Here is a 23,042-nt window from a genome sequence, read left to right as displayed (position 1 = left end):
ACGGCATGGTTGTCACAAATCTGCGCCCGCTCTTCTCGGAACGCTTGCGGGGCGAGACGCCTGGTAGGACACTCCACATTGTCGGAGTTGTCCAGAGAAGGGCGTCATCATGACTCACACCGCACCCATCCATGAGAACGACCGTCCACCCGTCAGACAGGGCATCGCCGCGGGAACCTCCATCGGAGCCGCGATCATCCTGACCGTCCTAGGTGTAGTCCAGCTCGCCCAGGGGATCGCCGCGGTCGCCGAGGACGAGGTCTTCGTCCGCGGCGTGGAGTACGTCTACAAGCTCGACTTCACCACCTGGGGCTGGATACACGTCGCCCTGGGCGTCGTGATGGTCATCGTGGGCATCGCACTGATGACCGGCGCGACGTGGGCGCGGTTCACCGCGATCGTCATCGCCGGTCTGTCGATCATCGCGAACTTCCTGTGGTTGCCCTACTACCCGTGGTGGTCGATCCTGATCATCGCTCTCGACGTCGTCGTCATCTGGGCCGTGTCCACCTGGCACCCGAAGGCCGAGTACCGCTAGGACCCGTTCACGCTCCACCGGCGAGGCGCGGCCTCGGCGGTGGAGCGTGCTCGCTCGACCACGGATCTCCAGACGACCAGCGGCCGGAAGGGCGGCGTCGACATGACCACGGACACCAACGGAAACAACGTCGAGCAGAGTGTCGGGATCACCGACTCCGAGCGCGCCGAACTCGAACGTCTACGAGCCGAAGTCGCCCGGCTGCGCGACACCGTCGGCGGTGAACCGCCCTCGTCCTCATCTGCTGCGGCGTCGCGACACCGGTGGCGCTGGTTCGCCGTCGGGGTCCTGTGCGTCCTCGTCGCGATCCTCGCGATCACCTCCGTGACGTCGCGTTTCGTCCGGGGCGAGATCCTCGACACGGACCGCTACATCAGCACCGTCGCACCACTCGCCTCCGATCCCGCAGTCCAAGCGGAGATCTCGAACACGATCACCGACGAGATCTTCACCCGCATCGACGTCGAGGGCCTCACCGCCGCCGCGTTGACGACACTGACCGACGCCGTGCCGGCCACCCAGAACGCGCCGCGCGTCGATCGTGCGGTCGAGGGCCTCGCTCCGGTGCTGGCCGGCCAGGCGCGCGGATTCGTCCAGCAGACCGTGTCGTCGTTCGTCGCGAGTGACGAGTTCGAATCGCTGTGGCTGCAGGCGAATCGGGCCGCTCACACCGCCCTGGTCGCAGTCGTGACCGGCGACGTCGGACCGTCGTCGGTGACGGTCGACGACTCCGGCACGGTGAGCATCTCACTCGGCACCGTGATCGAGAACGTCAAGGCGCGCCTGCTCGACCGCGGCTTCACCTTCGCCGAGAAGATCCCCGCGGTCGACAAGCAGTTCGTCCTCTTCCGCTCGCCCGAACTCGTTCGCGCCCAACGCGCCGTCTCGGCACTCGACACCGCCGCCGACGTGTTGCCCTGGCTGACGATCGCCCTGGCATTCGCCGCGGTCGCGGTCGCACCCCGCGGTCGGCGCATGCGCGCCTTCTCGCTTGCGGGCCTCTCGCTCGTCCTCGCCATGCTCGTGTTGGCCATCGCACTGCTGATCGGCCGAGGACTGTACCTCGACGCGATGCCTCCTGACATCCTCGCTCCGGATGCCGCGACCGCCATCATCGACACCGTGCTCGACCCGTTACGTCTCGCCCTGCGTGCCGTGGCGGTCCTCGGCCTCGTGGTCGCGGTCGGGGCCTATCTGTTGGGCGGGTCCTCGTCCGCCGCGGCGGTTCGGCGTGGATTCGCCCAAGGGCTCGACTCGGTGCAGCGGATGCGTCGGACGCGACCGCCGAACACCTTCGAGGAGAGCCTGTTCCGGGCACGGATCGCGCTCCGCAGCGCGATCATCGGCATCGCCGCATTGCTCTTGGTGTTCTGGAGCTATCCGACCGGGCTGGTGGTCCTGCTCATCGCCGTCTTCGGGCTCCTCGCCCTGCTGATCCTCGAACTCGTGATCAGGCCGGCGAAGAGCTGGGTCGAGGATGACGAGACGCCCGCTCGGAAGTCGCCGGATCAGAAGTCGCCGGATCAGGAGACGCCACCGGGTGAGGCGACGTCGGTCGTCGAGACCGTATGAGCCAGGCATCGGTTGCCGCCGAGGTCGCACCGCCCACGACGCGCCGGTGGTGGGCGCGCGCGGCCATGGCGCTGGCCGTCGCGGCGATCCTGCTACCGGTGGCCGCCGCCGGACTGCTCCAGCTGCTGGGTCTCCTGGCGATCTGCGGCGCCTGCGTCGTCGTCATCGTCGCGGCAGCGTACTGGTTCCTGATCAGCCGCGGTGTCGTCCGCGTGGTCTCGGCCGCACTCGCCCTGCTGCCGGTGGCCGTGCTCGCGGTGTTCCTCATCCGCGAGCGTCAGCTGTGGGTGGTGATCGTCGCCGCACTGCTGGCGGCCGCGGCGGTCGGGTGCGGCCGGCGAGCGCTACGACCGTCCCGCGTCGACTCCCTCATGCCCGAACACCCGGCTCCGGACGTCCACCGTCCGTTCATCATCATGAATCCCCGATCGGGCGGCGGGAAGGTCGGCCGGTTCGACCTGCAGCGCAAAGCCGAGTCCCTCGGCGCCGAAGTCGCGCTGCTGAGCGGGCCCGTCGAGATCGACGTGGCCCAACTGGCCCGGGACGCCGTGGCCCGCGGGGCCGACCTGCTCGGGGTCGCCGGCGGCGACGGCACCCAGGCGCTCGTCGCGGGAGTGGCCGCCGAATCCGGGGTGCCCTTCCTGGTCGTCAGTGCCGGGACACGAAACCATTTCGCCCTCGATCTCGGACTCGACCGCCAGGATCCGGCGCGGTGCCTCGACGCGCTGCGCGACGGCGTCGAGTTCCGCGTCGACCTCTGTCACATCAACGGTCGCCCCTTCGTCAACAACGCCTCGTTCGGCATCTACGCCGAGGTCGTCCAGAGCCCTCAGTACCGGGATGACAAGACGCGCACGGTGTTACGCATGCTCCCCGACCTCCTCGGGAGAGGGTCGAGGTCCGGATTGCGTGCCGTCATCGGTGACGAGCCCGTCTCCGATCCCCAGGCGATCCTGGTCAGCAACGGCCCCTACGCCACCAACGACGTCGCCGGGCTCGGCCGCCGCACCCGCATCGACGAGGGACTCCTCGGGGTCGTCACCGTCTCGGTGTCCGACACCCGGCAGGCAGTCGGTCTGTTACGCCGCACGCACGACCGTGGACTGGTCCAGCGGACCGCCACCGAGGTGACCGTCGACGCCGACGCCGACGTCATCCCCGTCGGGGTCGACGGCGAATCGTTACAGCTCACGACGCCGGTGCGCTGCACCATCACGCCCGGCGCACTCCGCGTGCGCGTTCCCCGCCACCGCCCCGAGACCCGGGTCGCGCCACCGCAACTGGACTGGCTCCAGCTGTGGTACCTCGCGTGGCATCCGCACCGCGCCTCCTGACCACAGCTGGAGCGGCGGAGCCTCAGCCGCGCAGCAACCCCTTGGCGACATGCGTCACCTGGATCTCGTTGCTGCCGGCATAGATCATGAGCGACTTCGCATCTCGCGCGAGCTGCTCCACCCGGTACTCGGCCATGTAACCGTTGCCGCCGAACAGCTGCACCGCCTCCATCGCGACATCGGTGGCCGCCTTGGACGAGTAGAGCTTCATCGCCGATGCCTCGGAGAGGCTGAGCGGCTTACCCGCCTTGCCGCGTTCGAGGGCACTGAAGAGCATGTTCTGCACGTTGATCCGAGCGACCTCCATCTCGGCGAGCTTGAGCTGGATGAGCTGGAACTGGGCGATCTCCTGACCCCACAGCTTCCGGTTCTTCGCGTAGTCGATCGACAAACGTTGTGCCTCGTTGATGATGCCCAGTGACAGCGCGGCGATGCCGACGCGCTCCGCGGTGAAACCGGCCTTCGCGCCTTCGGATCCACGCGAATCCGAACCGGTGTCCTCGGTTTCGCCGAGCAGACGGTCCTTGCCGACGCGCACGTTGTCGAAGAACAACTCGCCCGTCGGCGAGCTCATCATGCCCATCTTCTTGAACGGCTTGCCCTGGATCAGGCCCGGCATTCCCTTGTCCAGGACGAACGACAGGACCTTGCGATCCCGCATCGGGATTCCGCTGCCGTCGTCGAGCTTGGCGAACACGACGATGGTGTCGGCGTAGGGGCCGTTGGTGATGAACGTCTTCTGTCCGTTGAGGATGTAGTCGTCACCGTCACGACGAACCGTTGTCTTCATGCCGCCGAGCGCATCCGACCCTGAGTCGGGTTCGGTGATCGCCCAGGCGCCGACCTTCTCCATCGTGACCAGTTCCGGCAGCCAGCGCTTCTTCTGGGCCAGCGTGCCCTTGCCGCGGATCGTCGAGGCGGTGAGCCCCATGCTCACGCCCAGAGATGCGACGAGGCCGAGGCAGACACCCGCGAGCTCGATGTTGACCATCATGAACATCGATCCACCCATGCCGCCACCGTCGCCGGAGGACTTCTTCTCCCCTTTGGCTTCCGCCTCGAGTTCCTTCTCGAGCGCATCCTTGGCCATGGCGTCGACACCGAAGCTCGACAGCAGCTTGCGCGTGATGTCATACGGCGGCAGGACGCCGGACTCGAGCTCGTCGAGATGTGGCCGGATCTCCTTGTCGATGAACGCCCGCAGGGCGTCCCGAACCATCAGATCTTCATCGGACCACTCGAACATCGTCACACTCCCAGACCGGTGTCCGCCCGGGGGCGAACATGTTTCAGTTTCGTCGTCCCCAACTGTGTCAGGAGTCACTGCCGATGTCTAGGTACGTGGTCGCGAATCTGTTCCTTTCACACGTCGGCGCAGGTGTACAGCGTCGCCGGGCGCACCTCGTGCGCGAAGAACCGTCCCGCATCGGTGCACAGCAGCGCCTGCGCCACCGGCATCGCCACCACCACACACCGATCGCCGTGGCGCGTCTGCGCGGCGCGCCAGGCGTGAACGCGGTCGACGAAATCGGAGACGCTCTCGCCCCCATGCGGCCGTGCTCCCGGGTCGGCGAACCACCCGCCGAGTTCGGCCGGATCGATGTCCTCCGGGGTACGGCCCGCCCACGTCCCGACGTCCAGGGTCCGCAGCGCGTCGTCGACGACGAGGTCTGGTGTCGAACCGAGCAACTCGGCGGTCTCCCGGGTCGAGATCTCCGGCCCGCAGGTGTCGACGGATCGGGTCATCGACGCGGCGAGCCGCAGGACGGATGAACGGCCGCGCTCGTCCAGGACCGGATCACCGCCGAATCGCACCGACCGATTCGGGCCGGTGCGACCGGCGGTGATGATGTCCATGTGACCGATCGCCTCAGCCCTGCGAGGACACCGCCGGTGCGCGATCGGCGGTCCGCGATCGCGCCATCGCCCCCAGAAGCAAGGCGAAGACAACGGTGAGGACCGTCCAGAGGATCACCTGGTTGGCGATCGCGTACACCCGGAAATCTCCGATCACGTCACCGGGGAAACCGGGGAACACGATCTGGCCGGCGTCGTTGCGGACCGGTTCGGGGACCTCGCTGAACGACGGCAGGAACGCGAGCACGATCGCGACCCCGACCAGGTAGGCCGCGGTGCCGGCGACCGCCGAGATCAATCCGCCGATCCGCGGGCGCAGCCAGAGTGCCAGAACGACCGCCGCGATCGCGAGGATCACCGACGCGACGGTGATGGTGAGAAAGGCGCCGGTTCGTTCGCCGATGGTGTCGTCGTCGCCGACGGCGGGCGGGTTCGCCGGGTAGGCGAAGAACGGCACGGCGAACACGGCCACGAAACCGATCCCGCCCAGCGCGCCGGCGACCGCCCGCGGATCGGTGGCCGGGTGACGGCTGCCGACGTAGCTCCACAGCACGGTGAACGCCACCGCGAAGAACGCACCCATGCACAGGGCGAACACGACGTTGCCGACGCCGGCACCGAGGTTCTCCTGCATCGCGCGTGTGAACAGCTCACCGCCCTCACCGTGGGTGTGGCCGCCCGGCTCGGCAGCGTGGGCCAGCGCCTCCTCGGCCTCCGATCGGGCGCCCTCGTAGTCGACGGCCTTGCCGACCACCGGTTCGAGGTAGAACCGGGCGAACACGAACGAGACGATTCCGGCGATCAGACCTGCGAGCAGGCCGGCGCCGATGAACTTCTTCTCCATATTGAATTCGACTTCCTGTCGGTGTGGCCGGCGAGGCCGGCTCAGTGGCAGGGGAAGCCGAGGAAGTGACGGGCGTCGTGCACGAACTCGTGCACGTGGGTGTCGGAACCGAAAACGGACACGACACCCTGGTCGTACCCGAGGAAGTAGTAGGCGAGACCGGCCAGCAGCACGGTCAGGCTCAGCCAGAGGGCGGTGCTCGCGACCGAGAGGTTCGGTACGGCCAGGGCACGGGCCGGTGCGGCCTGTGCAACCGCGGTGGTACGAGGAGCTGTCATGGTGGGTCCTTTCGCCGATCTCGCGTCGGAGAGTCCGTGGATATGGTGCACGCCGGCACGGCATCCTGACTCACGTCTCCCCGTCACCGTCGAAACGTCGACCGCGTCGATGGGCAGCGTTCACAGTGGCGCGACCGTTCCGGACTCTCACCGGATTCCCCGTACAGGCGTGGGATGACTGTATACCGCGTCCTGTCGTACGTGTGAGACATAGTGGAGAGATGCCCCGCGCTTCGGTGCTCGACCGCTTCACCGCCCCCACCCGACGATGGTTCACGGGCGCGTTCACCTCGCCCACGGCCGCGCAGAAGGGCGCCTGGACCTCCATCGCCGACGGCGCGAACACCCTGGTCATCGCGCCGACCGGGTCGGGCAAGACCCTGGCGGCGTTCCTCTGGGCCCTCGACCGGCTCGCCGCCGACCCCGACAGCCGTCCCGCGGGCACCAAGGTCGTCTACATCTCGCCACTGAAGGCACTGGCCGTCGACGTCGAGCGCAACCTCCGCGCACCGCTGACCGGCATCACCCGCGCCGCCCAGGAACTCAATCTCCCGGAGCCGCACATCACCGTGGGCGTGCGCTCGGGCGACACGTCGGCCGCCGACCGCCGCGCCCTGGTCAAGACCCCACCCGACATCCTCATCACGACCCCGGAGTCGCTGTACCTGATGCTCACCTCGGCCGCGCGGGAGAGCCTCACCGGTGTGGAGGCGATCATCGTCGACGAGGTGCACGCGGTCGCCGCGACCAAACGCGGCACCCACCTCGCGCTGACCCTGGAACGCCTCGACGAGCTGTTGGACAAGCCCGCCCAGCGGATCGGACTGTCGGCGACGGTCCGCCCGCCTGAGGTGGTGGCGGGGTTCCTGTCCGGCGCCGCGCCGTGTCAGGTGGTCAAACCCAAAGCCGACAAGACGTTCGACCTGCGCGTCGACGTCCCCGTCGAGGACATGGCCAACATCCCGCCCCCGGTGTCCGATGCCGATCCCGCCGCGCTGGACGACGCGTTCTCGCCGACCGCCGGCTCGCTGTGGCCGTACGTCGAGGCCTCGATCGTCGACCAGATCGAGGCCAACCGGGCGACGATCGTCTTCGCCAACTCGCGACGCCTGGCCGAGAAACTCACCGCCCGGCTCAACGAGATCCACGCCGAACGCCACGGCGAACCGGCCGAACCGACCGGCAATCCGTCGGTCGCCGGCGGTGCCCCGGCGTTCGTGATGGGCAGCGGCGCGAGCTCCGGTGCGGAGCCGGTACTCGCCCGCGCACACCACGGCTCGGTCAGCAAGGAGCAGCGCGCCCAGATCGAGGACGACCTGAAGGCCGGACGACTCTCGTGCGTGGTGGCCACCAGCTCACTCGAACTCGGTATCGACATGGGCGCGGTCGATCTCGTGATCCAGGTGGAGTCGCCGCCGTCGGTGGCCAGCGGACTGCAGCGGATCGGTCGCGCGGGACACCAGGTTGGCGAGATCAGCCAGGGCATCCTCTACCCGAAGCACCGCACCGACCTGCTGCACTGCACCGTGACCGTCAGCCGGATGCTCGACGGGGCGATCGAGGAGATCAAGGTTCCCCAGAACCCCCTCGACATCCTCGCCCAGCAGACCATCGCGGCCGCCGCGGTCGACGACCTCGAGGTGGACCACTGGTACGACGTGGTGCGGCGAGCGGCGCCCTACCGCGAACTGGGCCGGGGCGTCTTCGACGCGACCCTCGACCTGATCGCGGGACGTTTTCCGTCCGACGAGTTCGCCGAGCTGCGCCCCCGGGTCAACTGGGACCGCGACGCCGGAGTCATCACCGGCCGCCGCGGAGCCCAGCGCCTCGCGGTCACCTCGGGCGGTTCGATCCCCGACCGCGGCCTGTTCGGCGTGTTCATGGTCGGCGAGAAGGCCACTCGCGTGGGCGAACTCGACGAGGAGATGGTCTACGAGTCGCGGGTCGGCGATGTGTTCGCCCTGGGGGCGACCAGCTGGCGAATCGAGGACATCACCCACGACCGCGTCCTGGTCTCGCCCGCGTTCGGTCAGCCGGGCCGGTTGCCGTTCTGGATCGGCGACGCGATCGGACGACCCGCCGAACTCGGGGCCGCGATCGGCGCGTTCACCCAGTCGATCGCCGATCCCGGGAAGCTCGACGACCACGCGGATCGCCTGGGACTGACCGAGAACGCCCGCACCAACCTCGCGACACTCATCGCCGAACAGCGCGAGGCGACCGGCCACCTGCCCACCGACCGCACGCTGGTCGTCGAACGGTTCCGCGACGAGCTCGGCGACTGGCGAGTGATCCTGCACTCCCCCTACGGTTTACGTGTCCACGCACCCTGGGCGAGTGCCATCTCGCAGCGGTTGCTGGAGACGCTGGGGATCGAGGGCGCGACCACGGCCTCCGACGACGGCATCATCCTGCGCATGCCCGACACCGACGACGCCCCACCGGGGGCGGACATGTTCCTCCTCGACCCGGACGAGGTCGAGCAACTCGTGACCGACGGGCTCGCCGATTCGTCGATGTTCGCGTCCCGGTTCCGCGAATGTGCCGCACGCGCACTGCTGTTGCCCCGACGGGATCCGGGGCGGCGCGCCCCGCTGTGGCAACAACGGCAGCGCAGCGCGCAACTGCTGTCCGTCGCATCGAAGTTCCCCGATTTCCCGATCGTGCTCGAGGCGGTTCGCGAATGCCTGCAGGACGTCTACGACCTCCCCGCGCTCCTCGATCTGCTGACCCGCATCCGCACGCGCCGGATCCGGGTCGTGGAGACCGAGACGCAGAGCCCGTCTCCCTTCGCCGCCTCACTGTTGTTCGGGTACGTGGGGGCGTTCATGTACGCCGACGACGCTCCGCTCGCCGAGCGCCGAGCGGCCGCACTCTCCCTCGACACCAGTCTGCTCGCACAACTGCTCGGACGCGTCGACCTGCGGGAACTGCTCGACCCGGCCGTCATCGCCGAGGTGATCGCCCGGCTCCAGCGCCTGTCCCCCGAACGCCAGGCCCGCGACGCCGAGGACGTCGTCGACCTGTTGCGGTGGCTGGGGCCCCTCACCACCGAGGAGGTCGAGGCCAGGTACCGCGGCGAGACGCCCGCGCCCGAGCTGCTCACCGAACTGCACCGCGTCGGGCAGATCATCTCGGTGAACCACAACGCTCGCGCCCTGTGGGCCGCGATCGACGACACCGCCCGCCTCCGCGACGCGCTGGGGGTTCCGGCGCCGCTCGGCATCCCGGCGGCCTACCTCGAACCGGTGCCCGATCCGGTCGGGGACCTGATCGGCCGTTACGCCCGCACCCACGGCCCGTTCACCGTCCCGGAGGCCGCCGCCGCCCTGGGTGTCGCCACCGGGGTCGTGCGCGACACCCTGAACCGCCTCGCCGCGGAACGACGCGTCGTCGAAGGCGATTTCCTGCCGGAGAGCGGCGCCGACACCGCCCCCCGCGAGGGTCAGTGGTGTCACACCGACGTGCTCGGTCAGATCCGCCGAGGCTCGCTCGCCGCGAGCCGCGCCGAGGTGGCGCCGGTGGGCACCGACGTACTCGCCCGTTTCCTCGCCGACTGGCAGCACGCCTCGCCGGGCACGCAACTGCGGGGAGTGGACGGGGTGGCGACGGTGATCGACCAGCTGGCGGGGTTCCCGCTCCCGGCGTCGGCGTGGGAGTCACTGGTCCTGCCCGCCCGGATCTCCGACTATGCACCGCCCATGCTCGACGAACTGCTCAGCGCCGGCGAGGTGATCTGGTCCGGCCACGGTCGGATCGGGAACTCCGACGGCTGGGTGGCCCTGCATCCGGCGGACGTCGCGGTGCTCACGCTGCCCGACGCCGACGAGATCGACACGACCCCGGTGCACGACGCGGTCACGGCCGCTCTCGAACCCGGTGGCGCGCTGCGATTCCCGCAGATCGCCGCCGACATCAGCACCGGCACCGCCACGCCGGCCGCCGACATCGAGAGCGCGCTGTGGGACCTCGTATGGGCCGGACAGGTCAGCAACGACAGCTTCGCGCCCGTCCGGGCACTCCTGCAGCCGCGGCGCAGCCCGTCCGCACCTCGCTCGGCCCCGGCTCATCGGGCACGCGGGCGAGCACCACGGCTCCGCGCCGGTCGTCTGTCGGCCCGGTATCTGACCGAGCACTCCGCGTCGCCACCGGTGTCGCCGACGGCGAGCGGTCGCTGGTTCGCTCTCGACCACCCCTCGACCGAACCGACGATCGCCACGCAGGGCCTGTGCGACCAGTTGCTCACCCGGTACGGCGTGATCACGCGCGGGAGCGTCGTCGCCGAGGAGGTCACGGGGGGCTTCGCGCGGGTGTACAAGGCGCTCACCGTCTTCGAGGACAACGGACACGTCCGCCGCGGCTACTACGTCGACGGTCTCGGCGGAGCACAGTTCGCCTCGCCCGCCACGGTCGACGAGTTGCGGCGGCATGCGCTCCCCGATCGCAAACCGCCCCGCGAGGCCACGGTGCTGGCCGCGACGGATCCGGCCAACCCCTTCGGGGCCGCGCTGGAGTGGCCGCGGTCCCGCGACACCGACGCCGGCCACCGCCCGGGCCGCAAACCGGGAGCGCTGGTGGTGCTCGTGGACGGCGAACTGGTGAGTTTCGTCGAGCGCGGCGGCAAGACGCTGCTCACGTTCAGCGACTCGATCCCGCGGCTGGAGTCGGCCGCCGGCGCGCTGGTCGCGCTCGTCCGGCGCGGTCGGATCTCCCGCCTGACGATCGACCACATCGACTCCGAGCCCGTGCGCGCCACCGACTTCGGCAAGGTACTCGTCGAAGCCGGGTTCTCGACGACACCGCGCGGCATCCGCCTGCGCTTCGGTGATCATGCCTGAGGGGGGCCATGCCTGAGGGCGACACCGTCTTCGCCGCCGCGGCGCGTCTGCGGGCCGGGCTCGCCGGCCGCGTGCTCGAGTCGACGGACTTCCGGATCCCGTCACTGGCGACCGCCGATCTGTCCGGCCGGGAGGTGTCGGCGGTTCGCTCGGTGGGCAAACACCTGCTCATCGACATCGCCGAGAGCAGCCCCGGAACCGGTGACACCGTGAGCATCCACTCACACCTGAAGATGGAGGGTGCCTGGCATGTGCATCCTCGCGGGCAGCGCTGGCGGCGACCGGCCTATCAGGCACGCGCGGTGCTGCGCACCGCCGACCACGAGGCGGTGGGTTTCGACCTGGGTGTGCTCGAACTGCTCGCCGACCCCGACGCCGCGCTCGCCTACCTCGGTCCCGACCTGCTCGCCGACGACTTCGACCGCGAGGAGGCGATCCGGCGACTAGCCTCGCAACCGGATGAGACCATCGGTGCCGCGTTGCTCGACCAACGCCTCATCGCCGGGATCGGCAACGTCTTTCGCAGCGAGATCTGCTTCCTCCGCCGGGTCCTGCCGACCCGACCGGTGCGCGAGGTCGACCTCGGGCCGGTCGTGGACCTGAGCCGACGCCTGTTGTGGGCCAACCGGATGCGATCGGCACGCACCACCACGGGTAACACCTCGCCCAACGCCCGGATGTGGGTGTACGGACGCCAGGGTCGGCTGTGCCGACGCTGCGCCACGCCGGTGAAGCGCGGCGAACTCGAATCCACCGGCGGCGAACGATCCATCTACTGGTGCCCCCGGTGTCAGATCTGATGGCCGGGATCGTCGGATCGACGTCCGCGGTCTACACCGGGTAACGCTCGGGCTCGGGCCCGAACTCGAAGCGGCGTGCGGTGATCGAGTCCACCGTGATCTCCACGTAGTTGTACTTCATCGTCGCGATCCACGGCCGCAACGGCAGCTGGTCGGCGGCCTCGATCTCCTGCAGGGACACCAGGATGCGCGCCGTCCCCTTGGCGACGACGCTCCACCCGTCACTGTCGGTGTACCCGTCGGCCTCGAACGCCACCCGCGAATTCACCGCCAGCTCCGACAATTTCGTGCCTTCACCGGTCCGCAGCAGGACGCGGTCCGGCGTCGCATGGAAATTGACCGGGAAGATGTCGGGCTGACCGTCGACACTCAACGCGATCCGGCCGAGCTCGGCGGCTCCCAACAGATCCCAGGCCTCGTCGGTGGTGAGCACCCGAACCGCTTCGTCGACCATGACCGTCTCCTTCTCCCCCACCCCGATCGTGCTCCACGAACGGGCGGCGGGACAGAGGCCAACGTCCCGACTCGGCCCCCACCGTCACCGCGGAACGGGCACCGGCTCCAGGATCTCGGCCCGGGCCTCGGGCGCCGCGGCGCGCAAGGCGTCGGCGGAGTCGTCGTCGGGTTGCTGTTGCGAGGCCACCTCGGCTTCGACACGCGCGATGTAGGTCGCCACCTCGAAGTCACGCTGCTCGGTGGTCCACCCGAGCAGCGGCGCGAGCAGGTCGGCGACCTCGTCGGCGCAGTCGACCCCGCGATGGGAGTACTCGATCGCGATGCGGGTCCGCCGGGCGAGAACGTCCTCCAGATGTAGCGCCGCCTCGTCGACCGCCGCGTAGACCACCTCCACACGCAGATACTGCGGCGCCGCGGCGAGCGGCTGCAGCAGGCTCTTGTCGCCGTCGGCGTAGTAGAGCACGTCGTCGATAAGCGACCCGTAGCGGTTGAGAAGACGCCGAATCCGGTACGGGTGCAACCCGAATCGGTGCCCGAGGTGCTCACACTGATTGATGAGCGCGAAGTAGCCGTCCGCACCGAGCAGCGGGACGCGTTCGGTGATCGACGGCGCGACGCGGGTGGGGATGAAGTCGTCGCACGCATCGACGGCATCGGCGGCCATCACCCGGTAGGTGGTGTACTTCCCGCCCGCGATCGACACGAGTCCCGGCGCGACGGTCGCGACCGCGTGCTCGCGGGACAGCTTCGAGGTCTCGTCGTCCTCGCCGGCGAGCAACGGCCGCAGGCCGGCATACACGCCTTCGATGTCGTCGTGGGTGAGCTTGGTGACCAGGACCTCGTTGACGCGTTCGAGGATGTAGTCGATGTCGGCGCGGGTGGCGGCCGGATGCGCGAGGTCGAGGTTCCAGTCGGTGTCGGTGGTACCGATGATCCAGTGCGTCTCCCAGGGGATGACGAACAGCACCGAGTTGGCGGTGCGCAGGATGATCGCCGTCTCGCTGACGATGCGGTCGCGCGGCACCACGATGTGCACACCCTTGGACGCCCGGACCTTGAAGTGCCCGCGCTGCTTGGACAGCGCCTGTACCTCGTCGGTCCACACCCCCGCGGCGTTGATCACGCAGTGCGCGCGGATCTCCGTGACGTCGCCGTTCTCGGTGTCGCGCACCCGGACTCCGAGCACCCGGTCGGATTCGCGCAGGAAGCCGGTCACCTGGGTCGACGTCCGGATGACCGCACCGTAGTTGGCCGCCGTGCGGGCCACCGTGAGGCTGTGCCGAGCATCGTCGACGACCGTGTCGTAGTAACGGATTCCGCCGATCAGCGAGCTGCGCTTGAGGGCCGGCGCCGCGCGCAATGCGCCCGACCGGGTGACGTGACGTTGTCCGGGAACGGACTTGGCGCCGCCCATCCGGTCGTAGAGGAAGATGCCGGCTCCGACGTACGGCCGCTCCCAGACACGTTGCGTGAGCGGATACAGGAACGGCAGCGGCTTCACCAGGTGCGGCGCGAGGAACCGCAGCGACAACTCACGTTCGCGCAGAGCCTCACGGACGAGCCCGAATTCGAGCTGTTCGAGATAACGGAGCCCACCGTGGAACATCTTCGACGACCTGCTCGAGGTACCCGAGGCGATGTCACGCGCCTCCACGAGCGCCACCCGCAGGCCGCGGGTGGCCGCGTCGAGTGCGGCGCCGACGCCCACCACGCCTCCGCCGATGACCACGACGTCGAACTGCTCCTCCCCGAACCTCCGCCACGCCTCGGCGCGGTAGAGGGGCCCCATGTCGGCCGGCCGGTCCGGGTTGAACTCGGTGTTCATGGTTGCCGAGCCTAATTGATCTCGGTGGGTCCGACAGCGTGCGACACTGTCCGGCGTGGGTAGGTCAGGCAAATACGTGGCGGCGATCGACCAGGGCACCACCTCGACCCGGGCGATGATCTTCGACCACAAAGGGCACGTCGTCGGCGTCGAACAGCTCGAGCACGAACAGATCTTCCCGCGCGCGGGCTGGGTGGAGCACGATGCCGCCGAGATCTGGCGCAACACGCGCCGGGTCGGGGCCGCTGCCCTCGCATCGGCCGAGCTGACCGCCAAGGACATCGTCGCGTGCGGCCTCACCAACCAGCGCGAGACCACCGTGATCTGGGAGCGCGACACCGGCAAGCCGGTGCACAACGCCATCGTCTGGCAGGACACGCGGACCGACGACCTGTGCACCGAACTCGCCGGCGACGTCGGCATGGACCGCTATCGCGATCGCACCGGCCTGCCGCTGTCGACCTACTTCGCCGGCCCGAAGGCCCGGTGGCTCCTCGATTCCGTCGACGGCCTCCGCGAGCGCGCCGAGAACGGGGAATTGTGTTTCGGCACAATGGATTCCTGGATTGCATGGAACATGACCGGCGGCGTGGACGGTGGCCGGCACGTCACAGACGTCACCAATGCCTCACGCACGATGCTCATGGATCTGCGGACCCAGCAGTGGGACCCCGAGATCTGCGCCGAGATGGGCATCCCGATGGCCATGCTGCCCGAGATCAGGAGCTCCTCAGGCGATTTCGGCGCTCTCCGCGGCAACGGCCCCCTCCCCGGCGTACCGCTGTCGGGCATCCTCGGAGACCAGCAGGCCGCGACATTCGGCCAGGCCTGCCTGGAACCCGGCGAGGCGAAGAACACCTATGGCACCGGGAACTTCCTGCTCCTCAACACCGGCACCGAGCCCGTCTTCAGCGAGCACGGGCTGCTCACCACCGTCTGCTACCGGATCGGCGATCAGCCCGCGCGATACGCACTCGAGGGTTCGATCGCGGTGACCGGTTCGCTCATCCAGTGGCTGCGCGACAATCTCGGCCTGATCTCGCAGGCGTCCGACGTCGAGGGACTGGCCGCCGGGGTCGACGACAACGGTGGTGCCTACTTCGTGCCGGCGTTCTCCGGACTCTTCGCACCGCGCTGGCGGCCCGACGCCCGCGGCGTCATCGTGGGTCTCACCCGCTTCGTCGACAAAGGTCACATCGCGCGGGCAGCGTTGGAGGCCAGCGCTTTTCAGACCCGGGAGGTCATCGAGGCGATGCAGGCCGACTCCGGGGTGGAACTGTCGACACTGAAGGTCGACGGCGGGATGGTCGTCAACGAACTGCTCATGCAGTTCCAGGCCGACATCCTGGATGTCCCGGTCGTGCGCCCGGTCGTCAACGAGACGACCGCGCTCGGGGCGGCCTACGCGGCCGGCCTGGCGGTGGGCTTCTGGGAGAGCGAGGACGAGATCCGCGCCAACTGGGCCGAGGACAAGCGGTGGGAGCCGGGGATGGAGGCAGCCGAACGCGACCGCCTCTACGCGGGGTGGAACCGGGCGGTCGAGCACAGCTTCGGCCTGACCTGAACCGGCGCGAACCGCGGCCGACGGCCGCGCCTCACACCACGTGGTCGGCGAGGACGGCGACGACACCGGCACTTCCGCCGAGTGCCGCGGCGGCCTCGTAGGCCGATTCGCGGAGCGCGTCGCGTGGGGACTCACCGGTGGTCGACGGCGACATCGCGGCCACGGCGCAGTCGACGGCACGGGCACGGCGGAAGCTGTCGCGCTGTGCGGCGACGTCGCCGCGACGCTGGTGCGCGAATGCGTCGAAGTCGTGCTGGGCGGCGACGAGCCGGAGTCGTGCGACGCCGGCCGTCGTCGCACCGCCCTGCCGGCGCCAGTGACCGATCACCTCCCGGATCTCGGGTGTCGACACCGCCGTCACGTCCATAACGGTGGCGACGATCAGGTGCAGACACGCGGTAAGGTCCTCGTCGGGCACCGCATCGACCAGCCGGGCGACGCCGCCGGGCAACCGGTCGACCCGCCTCAGCACGACCCCACCCGTCGCGAATGGGCATTCTCGACGATCACGCCGGCTCCGGTTTCGACGGGACCGGCCCCTCCGCGGACGTTAAGTCGTCGCCCGAAAGCGTTTGCGCTGCAGTGCCGTTGTCGCGCGCAGGATCGGTGTCGCCGGGCGGGGCGGACCGCGGGGACGAGGTCTCCCGGGAATCGGCCGCCGGAGGATCGGCGACTGCCGGGAACGTCTGCCGAATCCAGTCGCCGATGACGGGCGGACCGACGAGCGGCATGTCGCCGACGATCTCCGCACCGTGTTCCCGGTTGTGGAGGTACGGCGCGGCCCGGTGACGGTCGTCGTCGGCTCCGGGACGCCTGCCACCGCCTGGTACGCCGGCGGGCGGCATCCCCGCCGGGCGCTGGGCGACCGGCCCGGCCGGAGACGCCGGTGTCGGGGTGCCGGCAGTCGGGGTCGCCGGCGTCGGAGTGGCCGGCAGGGCAGACAGCGGTGGAGCAATCGCCCCGGGCGACAGGAAGGCGGGGACGGCCGTCGAGGCCGGGACATCCGCTCCAGCTCCGGCACCACTCCCCGACGCTCCGGCGCGGGACCCGGACTCCGCGGTGCCGTCGGCGCCCGCGGCGTGCGATCCCGGTGTCGCCGCACCCCGGGTCGTCGACTCGGGTGTGGCCCGGCCTCCGCGCAGCAGGCCGTCGGACCCGTCGGTGCTGCCGCGGCCCGAGGGACCCGAGGGCGGACCTCCCGACCCCGATGGCGTCGACGACGGACCCGGACCTCCGCCACCCGGAGGCGGGCCGACGGCGCCGACCGGTGCCGGCGCGCCGGACGGTGCGGGGCGGCCGAAGTCGCCGGCATCGACGGTGTTACCCGCCTGACCCCGCGCGGCGTCGGACCCGGTGCCCCCGGTTCCGGGGCCACCACCCGTTGCCGCGCCCGGGAGGCCTGCGGTGACTCCGTTGGCGCCGGTCGGGTCGTGCGGGAGGGAGTGCTGCAGTCCGATCATCGGTGACGAGTAGGCACCCGTCATGGTGCGATCGGCCTCATGCCGCACCGAAGGCGCGTCCTCGGGATTGTCCCGGATGTGCTGCTGCAACTCGCGCAGCCGCCCCTCCTGACCGCGGGCCGACCCGAGGATTCCCGTCGCGCTCGTCAGCGCGTCACCGATCCGGCTCGCGGTGTCCGACGTCGCCGTCAGATCGGCGGACAGCGACCGGCCGGCTTCCAGTGCTGCGTCGGAGGCCACCCCGAGCATGCCGTCGCCGAACATCGCCTGCATCCGTTCGGCTGCCCGCCGGACGGACTCGATCGCTTTCAGGATCGTCTCGACGTCACCGCGCGCGCGTCCCGGTTCCATGGTGCTCAGGACGCCGAGGATCTCGTCGATGCTCATGCCCGCCCACTGTGTGCGGTCGCCACCGAACATGCGCTCGTTGCGGCTGCCGTAGGTGTTGTAGGACTTCTCCGGCGAGGTCACGACACCCCCTTGGTCGCTGGCCGGGACGAACGAATTCGTCCGACCCTACCGTGGCATCGCCTGCCGCGGTGAACACCGGCACCGCCTGTGCACAGCGGCGGGCACTGCCTCAGTCCAGGTCGTCGTGGCGGACCAGCTGGCGCGCCGCCTCGGTGATCGACCCGGTCAGCGACGGGTACACCGAGAAGGTCTGGGCGAGGTCGCCGACGGTGAGCTTGTTCTGCACCGCGAGGGCGATGGGCAGGATCAGCTCGGAGGCGTTCGGTGCCACCACGACTCCGCCGATGACCACGCCCGTGGCCGGCCGGCAGAAGATCTTCACGAAGCCGCGGCGCAGACCGCTCATCTTGGCGCGCGGGTTGGTGGCCAGGGGCAACATCACGGTGCGGGCCGGGTACTCACCGGTGTCGATCGCGTTCTGCGACACCCCCACCGTCGCGATCTCCGGACGGGTGAAGATCGCGGAGGCAACGGTTTTCAGCTTGATCGGGCTCACTCCCTCGCCGAGTGCGTGATACATGGCGATGCGGCCCTGCATGGCCGCCACCGATGCCAGCGGGAACAGCCCGGTGCAGTCGCCGGCCGCATAGATACCGGCGACCGACGTACGCGACACCCGGTCGACCTCGATGTATCCACCCTTGCCGACGGTCACGCCGGCGCGATCGAGGCCCAGGTCCGTGGTGTTCGGGACCGAACCGACGGTCATCAGCACGTGACTGCCGGTGACTGTCGAGCCGTCGGCCAGATGCGCGGTGACCGAGTCACCGTGGCGCTCGACCTTGTCGGCTCGGGCGTGTTTCACGAGTTCGACGCCGCGCTCGGCCAGCGCGTCCTCGAGCACCAGCGCGGCGTCCTCGTCCTCGTGCGGGAGCACACGGTCGCGGCTCGACACCAGCGTCACCTTGACGCCCAGTTCGGTATAGGCGTGGACGAACTCGGCGCCGGTGACGCCGGAACCGATGACGATGAGGTGTTCGGGGAGTTGCTCTAGGTCGTAGAGCTGACGCCAGGTGAGGATGCGCTCGCCGTCGGGGCGGGCATCGGGCAGGACGCGGGGCGAGGCGCCCGTCGCCAGCAACACCACGTCGCCGTCGTAGCGTTCGGTGGTTCCGTCGGCGAGGGTCGCGACGACGCTGTGGGTCGACACGCCCACCTGCCGCTCGTCGAGCATCGCGCTACCGGCGACGAGTTTGACGCCTTCGCTGATCAGCCGGGAGCGGATGTCCGCGGACTGGGCGAATGCCAGATCGCGGACCCGTTGGTGAATCTGTGGGAGCGTGACCGACGTGTCGTCGGTCTTGATGTTGATACCCAGGTCGACAGCGCGCCGGACCTCGGTGCGGATGCCGGTGGACGCGATGAAGGTCTTGGACGGCACGCAGTCCCACAACACACAGGCACCGCCGATCCCGTCCGAATCGATCACCGTGATGTCGGCGCCGTAGGCGGCCGCCGCGAGCGCCGCCTCGTAACCCGCAGGTCCACCGCCGATGATGACGATCCTGGTCACTGTCACTCCTGTTCCCATGCCGGTTCGTCGCGGCGTCCTTCGTGGGGATGCTGCGCCCGGCTGCGTGTTGTAGCTGAACGAACTGCTCGCTGCTGGATTTCTCGGGTCGGACCGGCTGATGTCCGACGGGTCGGTGGAGGTCGCGGGGGTGATGCAACCTCGGTCGGGCGAGAGGGTCGACCCCGTTCGCGCCGCCTACCAAACTAGTCGTGCGCGGGTGACGTTGTGAACGTGGTCGCACACCGGCGCCGACGGCGTGCCGTACATCACTCGAAGCGCGGCTCGGCTCCCGTGCGGCCCGGGTCACACCCGAGCGGCGGGCGTCGGTGTCGCCTTCCGGACTCGGCGACGACCATCTAGGCTCCATCCGTGCCCATCTATGCCGCCTACGGATCCAACATGCATCCCGACCAGATGGCCGAGCGCGCTCCGCACTCGCCGATGTCGGGCACCGGATGGCTTCGTGGCTGGCGTCTGACCTTCGGTGGCGGCGACATCGGCTGGGAGGGGTCACTGGCCACGGTCACCGAGGACCGCGACGACCCCGACGCCCGGGTGTTCGTGGTGCTGTACGACGTCACCACCGAGGACGAGGACCTCCTCGATCGGTGGGAGGGTTCCGAACTCGGCATCCACCGCAAGATCCGGGCTCGCGTCGACACCGCGGACGGCCCGGTCCTCGCCTGGCTGTATGTCCTCGACGCCTTCGAGGGCGGGCTCCCGTCGGCGCGCTACCTCGGGGTCATGGCCGAGGCGGCCGAGATCGCGGGTGCACCCGCGGAGTACGTGCAGGACCTGCGGTTGCGCGAGTCGCGGAACGTCGGGCCCGGCCCGGGTCCCGCGGAATAACCGACGCCACCCCGGCGAGCCTCGGCTCGCTAGCCTGCGGCGCTCGTCGCGTTCAGCACGATCCCGGCGAGTGCGCGGACGCCGATCGCGAGGGCACGTTCGTCGAGATCGAAGTTCGGCGCATGCAGGTCGACCTGCGGCCCGAATCCGTCCCACACGCCCAGGCGGGCCATCGCCCCCGGCACGTGTTCGAGATACCAGGAGAAGTCCTCACCACCGGGCGACTGCGGTGTGTCCGCGACGGCGTTGGGTCCGATCGCGGCGACCGATCGCTCGAACATCGCGACCGCGATCTCGTCGTTGACGACCGGCGGTACCCCGCGGAAGTACGAGAGGTCATAGCGGACGCCGAGCGGTGCGAGCAGTTCGCCGACGACGCTGCGGACGAGCGGTTCGAGCTCGGCCCAGGTGGCGTGGTCGCCGGTGCGGACCGTCCCGCGCATGCGCCCTTCCTGCGGGATCGCGTTGGCCGCGCTGCCGGCGTTGGCGGCACCCCACACCATCACGGTCCCCGACCGCGGGTCGACGCGTCGTGACAGCACCCCGGGCAATCCGGTGATCACGGTGCCCATCGCGTAGATCAGATCTCCGGTCAGATGCGGCCGCGACGTGTGCCCGCCGGCGGAGTGCAGTTGCAGGTCGATGTGGTCGGCCGCGGAGGTCAGGGGGCCGGACCGCAGACCGACCGTGCCCACGGGCAGGCGCGGATCGCAGTGCAGCGCGAAGATGCGCCCGAGACCGCCGGTCACCCCGGCGTCGATGGCGTCGAGGGCACCGCCGGGCATGACCTCTTCGGCGGCCTGGAAGATGAGCCGGACGCCGACGGGCAACGGCTCGGCCGCGGCGAGGAGTTTGGCCACGCCGATCAGGATGGCCGTGTGCGCGTCGTGCCCGCAGGAATGCGATGCGCCCTCCACAGCCGAGGTGAACGGCAGGCCGGTGTGTTCGGTGACGGGCAGGGCATCCATGTCCGCTCGCAGTGCGATCCGGGGCTCACCGACGGGCCCCAGATCGCACACCACGCCGGTGCCCAACGGGAGGCGGCGCGGGTCGAGTCCGGCGGCGGTCAGTTCGCTCATCACCAGCTCGGTGGTGCGTACCTCCTGCCGGGACAGCTCGGGGTGCGCGTGGATCTCGCGGCGCCACGCGATGAGATCGGTGCCGTGCTCGGCGAGCCATGCGTCGATCGGATCGTCCGCCGCGGCGAAGCCCGCTCCCACGGCCGACATCAGAAGACCCCGGGCGGTGTCGGACGCGCGAGATCGTCGAGCAGAGGTGCGCGCAGTCCGCGTTTGATGAGTGCGAGGTTCGGACCGACGGTTGCGGCGCGAGCGCCGGCGAGCTCGGCTGCCCGTGCCGTGAGGTGCTCGGCGTCCACTGCCTCGTCCACGATCCCCGCGCCGACCGCGTCGTCGGCGCCGTATCGCCGACTCGTGTACATCGCCTCGGTCGCGGTGCGATCGGTCAGGCGGGTGCGCAGCAACGTGGCCATCCCCCGGGTGAAGGGCATGGTGAGGGCGGCCTCGGGCAGCGACCAGAATCCGCGTTCGGTGCGCATCAGCACGTGGTCGGTGCACAACGCGAGCATGGCGCCGGCACCGAACGCGTGTCCGTTGATCGCGCTGACCGTGGGCACCGGCAGCGTGAGCACCTTCGCATACAGGGCATGGACGCGGTCGAGATACCCGGGCAGCTGATCGGGGGCGGCGAAGATGTGGTCGGTGTCCAGTCCGTTCGAGAAGAACTTCCCGGTGGCGGTGATCACCAGCGGACGTGACGGGGCGGCCACGATCTCGTCCAGCAGCCGGTCCACCTCGTCCAACCATTCCACCCGGAAGCGGTTCTCCGGATTGGACTCGCTGATCTCCTCCCCGTGCGTTCCGAGATGGAGTTCGACGACGTCCCCGGCATCGTTCAGAAATGGCATGTCCCGACCTTATCGCCCCCGGTCTCGTCGCCGCCGACCCGATCGGTCGGCGCGCTGCGTTCATACGGCCGTCCGGCCTGGGGAACGGTTTAGGGTTGGCGCATGGACCCCACCGCCGACGCAGACGCCGCAGCCATCGTCGCCGCGGCCACGATCGCCGCCGAGACCGATGCCGCTGCACACGATGTGGCCGTCATCCTGGGGTCGGGGTGGTCGCCCGCGGCCGAGGCCTTCGGGCGACCCATCCGCTCGTTGCCGATGGCCGAGATCCCCGGGTTCACTCCGCCCAAGGCCGCCGGCCACGGCGGTGTCGTCCACTCCGTGCGGATCGGTGATCGGCGGGTCCTGTTGATGCTGGGCCGCATTCACGCCTACGAGGGGCACGACCTCGCCCGCGTGGTCCACCCGGTCCGCACCGCGGCGGCGGCCGGTGTCCACACCGTCGTACTCACCAACGCGGCGGGCGGACTGCGCGCGGACATGTCGGTCGGACAGCCCGTCCTCATCTCCGATCACCTGAACCTCACGGCCCGCTCCCCTCTTGTCGGCGCTCAGTTCGTCGACCTCGTCGACGCGTACTCACCGCGGCTGCGTGACATCGCGAGCGGAATCGACGCGGGTCTCGCCGAGGGTGTGTACGCCGGATTGCCCGGCCCGCACTACGAGACACCCGCCGAGATCCGGATGCTGCGGACGATGGGCGCCGACCTGGTCGGTATGTCGACCGTGCACGAGACCATCGCCGCCCGAGCCGCCGGCCTCGACGTGCTCGGGATCTCGCTGGTCACCAACCTCGCAGCCGGAATGACCGGCGAACACCTGAGCCACGCCGAGGTTCTCGAAGTGGGACGCGCGTCGGCGGCCCGGATGGGCGAACTGCTGGCACAGATCATCGGCGAGCTGTAGGACCGCACCG

General features: G+C 69.6%; 19 protein-coding genes and 1 riboswitch. Of the genes, 8 read left to right on the top strand and 11 right to left on the bottom strand.

Annotation, left to right across the window (positions count from 1 at the left end; all coding sequences use genetic code 11):
- Positions 1–109 precede the first annotated feature (109 nt).
- The 3 genes from KTR9_RS09750 to KTR9_RS09740 all read left to right on the top strand — a co-directional run bounded on the left by KTR9_RS09750 (position 110) and on the right by KTR9_RS09740 (position 3,444).
- The gene (locus KTR9_RS09750; protein WP_010841941.1) at positions 110–538 is read left to right on the top strand and encodes a DUF7144 family membrane protein; all 429 of its coding nucleotides are present in this window, start codon (positions 110–112) and stop codon (positions 536–538) included.
- Between the two features lie 102 nt (positions 539–640).
- Entirely contained in the window at positions 641–2,110 is a 1,470-nt protein-coding gene (locus KTR9_RS09745; protein ID WP_044507828.1) for a hypothetical protein, read from the top strand.
- Positions 2,107–3,444 carry a diacylglycerol/lipid kinase family protein gene (locus KTR9_RS09740; RefSeq protein ID WP_014926247.1) on the top strand — a complete coding sequence of 446 codons (1,338 nt, stop codon included), beginning with the start codon at positions 2,107–2,109 and terminating at the stop codon, positions 3,442–3,444. The genes KTR9_RS09745 and KTR9_RS09740 overlap by 4 nt, the downstream gene beginning before the upstream one ends.
- 22 nt (positions 3,445–3,466) lie before the next feature.
- Here KTR9_RS09740 and KTR9_RS09735 read toward each other — a convergent pair whose 3' ends face one another.
- From KTR9_RS09735 to KTR9_RS09720, 4 genes are all read right to left on the bottom strand, one after another.
- Positions 3,467–4,690: an acyl-CoA dehydrogenase family protein gene (locus KTR9_RS09735; protein WP_044507826.1), complete on the bottom strand. Its 1,224-nt coding sequence runs from the start codon at positions 4,688–4,690 to the stop codon at positions 3,467–3,469.
- A gap of 116 nt (positions 4,691–4,806) precedes the next feature.
- Positions 4,807–5,301 (bottom strand): histidine phosphatase family protein, encoded by a 495-nt coding sequence (locus KTR9_RS09730; protein ID WP_014926245.1) that lies wholly within the window; start codon positions 5,299–5,301, stop codon positions 4,807–4,809.
- A gap of 13 nt (positions 5,302–5,314) precedes the next feature.
- Positions 5,315–6,145, bottom strand: coding sequence for a CbtA family protein (locus KTR9_RS09725; RefSeq protein WP_014926244.1), 831 nt, complete (start codon positions 6,143–6,145; stop codon positions 5,315–5,317).
- Positions 6,146–6,186: 41 nt separating this feature from the next.
- Positions 6,187–6,423, bottom strand: a complete 237-nt coding sequence (locus KTR9_RS09720; protein WP_010841933.1) for a CbtB domain-containing protein — start codon at positions 6,421–6,423, stop codon at positions 6,187–6,189.
- 59 nt (positions 6,424–6,482) lie between these two features.
- Positions 6,483–6,583: riboswitch (cobalamin riboswitch) on the bottom strand.
- A 61-nt stretch (positions 6,584–6,644) separates the two neighbouring features.
- Here KTR9_RS09720 and KTR9_RS09715 point away from each other — a divergent pair.
- Together KTR9_RS09715 and KTR9_RS09710 are read left to right on the top strand one after the other, a co-directional pair.
- Positions 6,645–11,261 carry an ATP-dependent helicase gene (locus tag KTR9_RS09715; protein ID WP_014926242.1) on the top strand — a complete coding sequence of 1,539 codons (4,617 nt, stop codon included), beginning with the start codon at positions 6,645–6,647 and terminating at the stop codon, positions 11,259–11,261.
- An 8-nt stretch (positions 11,262–11,269) separates the two neighbouring features.
- Positions 11,270–12,061 carry a DNA-formamidopyrimidine glycosylase family protein gene (locus tag KTR9_RS09710; RefSeq protein WP_010841931.1) on the top strand — a complete coding sequence of 264 codons (792 nt, stop codon included), beginning with the start codon at positions 11,270–11,272 and terminating at the stop codon, positions 12,059–12,061.
- 31 nt (positions 12,062–12,092) lie between these two features.
- Here the strand turns inward: KTR9_RS09710 and KTR9_RS09705 are convergent, their stop codons facing one another.
- Together KTR9_RS09705 and glpD are read right to left on the bottom strand one after the other, a co-directional pair.
- Positions 12,093–12,515: a pyridoxamine 5'-phosphate oxidase family protein gene (locus KTR9_RS09705; protein ID WP_014926241.1), complete on the bottom strand. Its 423-nt coding sequence runs from the start codon at positions 12,513–12,515 to the stop codon at positions 12,093–12,095.
- An 84-nt stretch (positions 12,516–12,599) separates the two neighbouring features.
- On the bottom strand, positions 12,600–14,342 hold the full coding sequence (glpD, locus tag KTR9_RS09700; protein ID WP_014926240.1) for a glycerol-3-phosphate dehydrogenase: 1,743 nt from the start codon (positions 14,340–14,342) through the stop codon (positions 12,600–12,602).
- A gap of 76 nt (positions 14,343–14,418) precedes the next feature.
- Here glpD and glpK point away from each other — a divergent pair, with 76 nt between their 5' ends.
- Positions 14,419–15,906, top strand: a complete 1,488-nt coding sequence (gene glpK, locus KTR9_RS09695) for a glycerol kinase GlpK (RefSeq protein ID WP_014926239.1) — start codon at positions 14,419–14,421, stop codon at positions 15,904–15,906.
- A 31-nt stretch (positions 15,907–15,937) separates the two neighbouring features.
- Here glpK and KTR9_RS09690 read toward each other — a convergent pair whose 3' ends face one another.
- From KTR9_RS09690 to KTR9_RS09680, 3 genes are all read right to left on the bottom strand, one after another.
- Positions 15,938–16,378, bottom strand: coding sequence for a hypothetical protein (locus KTR9_RS09690; RefSeq protein WP_010841927.1), 441 nt, complete (start codon positions 16,376–16,378; stop codon positions 15,938–15,940).
- Between the two features lie 34 nt (positions 16,379–16,412).
- Positions 16,413–17,837, bottom strand: coding sequence for a hypothetical protein (locus KTR9_RS09685; protein ID WP_014926238.1), 1,425 nt, complete (start codon positions 17,835–17,837; stop codon positions 16,413–16,415).
- 109 nt (positions 17,838–17,946) lie between these two features.
- The gene (locus KTR9_RS09680; RefSeq protein WP_010841925.1) at positions 17,947–19,350 is read right to left on the bottom strand and encodes an NAD(P)H-quinone dehydrogenase; all 1,404 of its coding nucleotides are present in this window, start codon (positions 19,348–19,350) and stop codon (positions 17,947–17,949) included.
- A gap of 369 nt (positions 19,351–19,719) precedes the next feature.
- Between KTR9_RS09680 and KTR9_RS09675 the strand changes: the two genes are divergently transcribed.
- Complete coding sequence (locus tag KTR9_RS09675; RefSeq protein WP_010841924.1) at positions 19,720–20,199, top strand: gamma-glutamylcyclotransferase; 480 nt, start codon at positions 19,720–19,722, stop codon at positions 20,197–20,199.
- A 29-nt stretch (positions 20,200–20,228) separates the two neighbouring features.
- Here KTR9_RS09675 and KTR9_RS09670 read toward each other — a convergent pair whose 3' ends face one another.
- Together KTR9_RS09670 and KTR9_RS09665 are read right to left on the bottom strand one after the other, a co-directional pair.
- Complete coding sequence (locus KTR9_RS09670) at positions 20,229–21,428, bottom strand: amidohydrolase (RefSeq protein WP_014926236.1); 1,200 nt, start codon at positions 21,426–21,428, stop codon at positions 20,229–20,231.
- Positions 21,428–22,126 (bottom strand): enoyl-CoA hydratase/isomerase family protein, encoded by a 699-nt coding sequence (locus KTR9_RS09665; protein ID WP_010841922.1) that lies wholly within the window; start codon positions 22,124–22,126, stop codon positions 21,428–21,430. The genes KTR9_RS09670 and KTR9_RS09665 overlap by 1 nt, the downstream gene beginning before the upstream one ends.
- Before the next feature lie 102 nt (positions 22,127–22,228).
- Here KTR9_RS09665 and KTR9_RS09660 point away from each other — a divergent pair, with 102 nt between their 5' ends.
- Entirely contained in the window at positions 22,229–23,032 is an 804-nt protein-coding gene (locus KTR9_RS09660; protein ID WP_010841921.1) for a purine-nucleoside phosphorylase, read from the top strand.
- The last annotated feature ends 10 nt before the right edge of the window (positions 23,033–23,042 follow it).

Source organism: Gordonia sp. KTR9, assembly GCF_000143885.2.
In the GTDB taxonomy this organism is placed as follows: domain Bacteria; phylum Actinomycetota; class Actinomycetes; order Mycobacteriales; family Mycobacteriaceae; genus Gordonia.
Note: the sequence above shows the minus strand (reverse complement) of the source record. Positions and strands in the feature narration are given on the sequence as shown.

Bases quoted from the DNA above. Each gene is read 5' to 3' on its own strand.
- KTR9_RS09735 (WP_044507826.1), bottom strand. From the start codon at position 4,690: ATGTTCGAGTGGTCCGATGAAGATCTGATGGTTCGGGACGCCCTGCGG.
- KTR9_RS09740 (WP_014926247.1), top strand. From the start codon at position 2,107: ATGAGCCAGGCATCGGTTGCCGCCGAGGTCGCACCGCCCACGACGCGC.
- KTR9_RS09725 (WP_014926244.1), bottom strand. From the start codon at position 6,145: ATGGAGAAGAAGTTCATCGGCGCCGGCCTGCTCGCAGGTCTGATCGCC.
- KTR9_RS09710 (WP_010841931.1), top strand. From the start codon at position 11,270: ATGCCTGAGGGCGACACCGTCTTCGCCGCCGCGGCGCGTCTGCGGGCC.
- KTR9_RS09665 (WP_010841922.1), bottom strand. From the start codon at position 22,126: ATGCCATTTCTGAACGATGCCGGGGACGTCGTCGAACTCCATCTCGGA.
- glpD (WP_014926240.1), bottom strand. From the start codon at position 14,342: ATGAACACCGAGTTCAACCCGGACCGGCCGGCCGACATGGGGCCCCTC.
- KTR9_RS09750 (WP_010841941.1), top strand. From the start codon at position 110: ATGACTCACACCGCACCCATCCATGAGAACGACCGTCCACCCGTCAGA.
- KTR9_RS09660 (WP_010841921.1), top strand. From the start codon at position 22,229: ATGGACCCCACCGCCGACGCAGACGCCGCAGCCATCGTCGCCGCGGCC.
- KTR9_RS09720 (WP_010841933.1), bottom strand. From the start codon at position 6,423: ATGACAGCTCCTCGTACCACCGCGGTTGCACAGGCCGCACCGGCCCGT.
- KTR9_RS09745 (WP_044507828.1), top strand. From the start codon at position 641: ATGACCACGGACACCAACGGAAACAACGTCGAGCAGAGTGTCGGGATC.
- KTR9_RS09730 (WP_014926245.1), bottom strand. From the start codon at position 5,301: ATGGACATCATCACCGCCGGTCGCACCGGCCCGAATCGGTCGGTGCGA.
- KTR9_RS09705 (WP_014926241.1), bottom strand. From the start codon at position 12,515: ATGGTCGACGAAGCGGTTCGGGTGCTCACCACCGACGAGGCCTGGGAT.
- KTR9_RS09715 (WP_014926242.1), top strand. From the start codon at position 6,645: ATGCCCCGCGCTTCGGTGCTCGACCGCTTCACCGCCCCCACCCGACGA.
- KTR9_RS09670 (WP_014926236.1), bottom strand. From the start codon at position 21,428: ATGTCGGCCGTGGGAGCGGGCTTCGCCGCGGCGGACGATCCGATCGAC.